The sequence below is a fragment of the Tessaracoccus massiliensis genome, assembly GCF_000826065.2.
GTDB lineage: Bacteria > Actinomycetota > Actinomycetes > Propionibacteriales > Propionibacteriaceae > Arachnia > Arachnia massiliensis_A.
The window spans coordinates 1-3123 of record NZ_LN623532.1; the positions used below are offsets into that span (position 1 = coordinate 1).

The window sequence follows — 3123 nt, forward strand, 5'->3', positions numbered from 1 at the left end:
ACCCACCCCCGCACAAGCCCGCCACGCCAAGGAGAAGCCATGACCGCCAGATGCCTACATGCACGAGTCCGCTGCATCCACGGCGACGAGATCAACCAGGCCATGACTCTGCTCGACGCCTGGCTGAATCGGCCGTACCGACGCGCCCGCTGCCTCGACTGCGGCAAGGCCCTGCTGCAAGGGCTGCCGGCCACATGCACGGTCACGGGCCTAGCACACACCCTGCCCCGAGAGGACCACTAACATGACCGACACGCCCGAGAACGTCGAGCTGGCCGACGCTCAGTACCGCCACAGGCTCACCCTCGACATCCACGCCCGCGCCGCCGAACTCCGCAACGCCATTGCCGACATCGACGCCTCGTTCCCCGACCCCGCCACGCTCGACGTGCACGCGATCCTGTACGCCGTGCTGGAGGCCGCTGACCGGCCACTGGACCGCGCCGTCCACGCCGCCCGCCTGGAGATCGCCTACCTCGCCGGCGAGATGCAGCGGCCCCAGCCCACCGTCCGCCACCGCGACGCCATCACCGGCCAATACGTCGACGCCGATGAGGCAGCCGCCCGACCCGAGACCACCATCCGCGAAACGAGGAAGCCATGACTGACCACACCGACCACCGCCGCGAGGCCAAGAGGCTGCTGGCCGACGGCGACACCATCCGCGCCCAGGTCCACGCCCTGTTCGCCATCCACGACGCGCTGACCGACCGTGCCGCAGCCGACCGGTACGCCGCCAACGAGGCCGAGCAGCGGGAGGCCGAGCCTGACCCGCTCGACGAGGGCGACCACCGGGATCGGATCGACGCCAATGGCCAGCGCTGGGGTCGGATGGACGGCGGCTGCTGGCATCACGAGGGCAAGTACCCGCATGCCTTCGGCAGGTGCTCGTGGACGCTCCAGCAGCTTCAAGGCGCCTACGGCCCCCTCGCCTTCGCCCCGGAAGCCGCGCAGGAAGCCACAGGCGGCGATCTGAGCGCCTCGGAGGGCGAGAGCGGGGCCGAGGAAGGGGGCGAGGCTGACGACGCGCAGAAAGCCATCCTGTGCCCCGAGTGCGACGACCACATCAACATGCACAACAAGGCAGGCTGCTGGCACTTCCTCTGCGTCTGCCCACGCACCCCCGAAGACGTCGCACGGGCGCTGATCGAGGCGGATATGAAAGTCGACGCTGAGTTCTCTCGACTGGTGGCAGTGAGCACCGACCCGGCGGCGGCGCTCAGGAGGGCCGCGACGATGGAAGCCGTAGGGGTAACCGACGATCAGGCCAAGTTGTTCGCTCAGATCCTCGCCCGGGGGCGGCTCCTGCCTCGCGATCTTCAGCGACTCAAGGCGGCTGTGGAGCAGGCAGGGGGCCGACGTGGCTGAGCTGACCACCAACGCGACCCGCGACACCTGGCACGAGGCCGCCCAGGCCGCCGTCGATGAGGCGACCGAGCTGCTGGGCGACGCCGAGGTGCTGCGCGTCGACGTAGAGCCCATCACCACAGAGCGCTACTGCTCGGAGCCCGAGGTCGACGGCTACCGGGCGACCGTGACCAGCCGACCGAAGGGAGGCGGACGTGACTGAGGAGATCACCTACTGCGCCGCCGGCTGCACCCGCTGGAACGCGCACCTGTCCACCTGTACCCACACCGACCTGCACGACGATACCTGCGACGACCCGCACTGCACCGGCTGCCACGAGGATCTCTGCTACGGCTGCGAGCCGCGCCTGGCCGAGGTCGGCCTCCTGTGCGGCAGATGCCACAAGCGCCTCACAACCCTCCTCGACGACGCCGACAATCGGGAGTCGATCGCGGGAGTGTGCGCCTGGCTGGACGACAACCTGGGCCAGCATGTCCGCTCCAAGGCCGGCGGCAACCACGGCCGCTCAGCCAACCCCGGCGAGAGCTTCGTCACCGTCATGGCCGCGCTGTCCGACCTGCAGATCTCGCTGGTCGAGATGGCCACTGATTTCCTCGAGGACCGCGGCATGAGACCGTTGGCCGACACCAGCCCCGGCCACGTCACCGGCAGACTGCGGCCCTGGATCTCCACCCTGGCCGCGTGGGAGCCAATCGCGGAGCACATTGCGCACTTCGCCGAGCTGCGAGGCCAGGCGCACGGCGTGTGTCCCTGGCGAGGCAAAGACCCCGCCGCTTCCGACGAGGCCGCGGTGCTGCTCTGGGGCCAGCCGCCCGAGACCACCGAGCAGATCTGCGCACGGTTCAAGATCGCGCCCCAGTGGCTCAAGGATGCACGCCGTCGCCGCGGGCTGACCCCCATCGACGAGACGGAGAGGCCCTATCGCTGGATGCCGTGGGACGTGTTCGCTGCCATGCACCCCGAGGCGGCGCGCAGCTACGAAGCGCGCATGGCCCGTGCCGCCGAGTATGGCGATGTGGTGTGGTCCAGCGAGGAGGCTGGCTGAGTCTGTGCTAAGGTGGCAAACGAGGAGTTCACCGACCCCTCACACAGAACCTCGAAGCCCCGGAAGTATCCCCGCTCTCCGGGGCTTTGCCACGTTCGGAGGTGGGCATGGACGAGGACCACTTCGGCCTGGACGTGACCATCGCCGACACCGACGGGGGCATCGTCACCCGCTGGGTCGCCGTGGCCGAGGTGATCGACACCGACGGCGGTGAGTCCCTCCGCATCAAGACCTCGCCCGGCCTGAGCCAGTGGGACCAGCTCGGCATGCACACCTTCGCCGCCGGGCACGTGGGCCGAGGGTGTGACTGCGGGTGAGCCGCCCCGCCAACGCGAACGGACACCAGCGCCGCCAAATCATCAAGCGGGTGCGCGCCGAAGAGACCCACTGCTACCTGTGTGACCAGCCCGTCGACAAGACGCTCGGCATGATTCCAGGCCGTCACGGCGCGAAGTGCGACAGCAGCGACTGCGAGGGCTGCATCCCCGATCCGATGCGCGGCGAAGTCGACGAGGTCGTACCGCGAGCACGAGGCGGCTCACCCCTGCAGCGGTCAAACGTCCAGCTGGCCCACCGCACATGCAATCAGATCAAGTCCGACCGCAGCGCCGAGGAAGCACGCGCCATCATCGCCAATCGCGCGGCAGTGGCGGCAGTGACCGCGGCACCCGTCACACTCGTGGACTGGTGACCCCACCCCGGTAGCCCC

General features: G+C 69.2%; 7 protein-coding genes. All 7 read left to right on the plus strand.

Annotated elements, in window-relative coordinates; genetic code table 11:
* Nucleotides 1–39: 39 nt before the first annotated feature.
* Complete coding sequence (locus BN1186_RS00055) at nt 40–243, plus strand: hypothetical protein (protein WP_040281337.1); 204 nt, start codon at nt 40–42, stop codon at nt 241–243.
* A 1-nt stretch (nt 244) separates the two neighbouring features.
* Nucleotides 245–604, plus strand: a complete 360-nt coding sequence (locus tag BN1186_RS00060; RefSeq protein WP_040281339.1) for a hypothetical protein — start codon at nt 245–247, stop codon at nt 602–604.
* Entirely contained in the window at nt 601–1368 is a 768-nt protein-coding gene (locus BN1186_RS00065) for a hypothetical protein (protein ID WP_040281341.1), read from the plus strand. Before BN1186_RS00060 ends, BN1186_RS00065 begins: the two co-directional genes overlap by 4 nt.
* Complete coding sequence (locus BN1186_RS00070) at nt 1361–1570, plus strand: hypothetical protein (protein WP_040281343.1); 210 nt, start codon at nt 1361–1363, stop codon at nt 1568–1570. Before BN1186_RS00065 ends, BN1186_RS00070 begins: the two co-directional genes overlap by 8 nt.
* On the plus strand, nt 1563–2414 hold the full coding sequence (locus BN1186_RS00075; RefSeq protein ID WP_040281345.1) for a hypothetical protein: 852 nt from the start codon (nt 1563–1565) through the stop codon (nt 2412–2414). The genes BN1186_RS00070 and BN1186_RS00075 overlap by 8 nt, the downstream gene beginning before the upstream one ends.
* 107 nt (nt 2415–2521) lie before the next feature.
* A complete protein-coding gene (locus tag BN1186_RS00080; protein ID WP_040281347.1) occupies nt 2522–2731 on the plus strand; it encodes a hypothetical protein in 210 nt (69 codons plus the stop codon).
* A complete protein-coding gene (locus tag BN1186_RS00085; RefSeq protein WP_052459589.1) occupies nt 2728–3105 on the plus strand; it encodes an HNH endonuclease in 378 nt (125 codons plus the stop codon). Before BN1186_RS00080 ends, BN1186_RS00085 begins: the two co-directional genes overlap by 4 nt.
* Nucleotides 3106–3123: the final 18 nt, after the last annotated feature.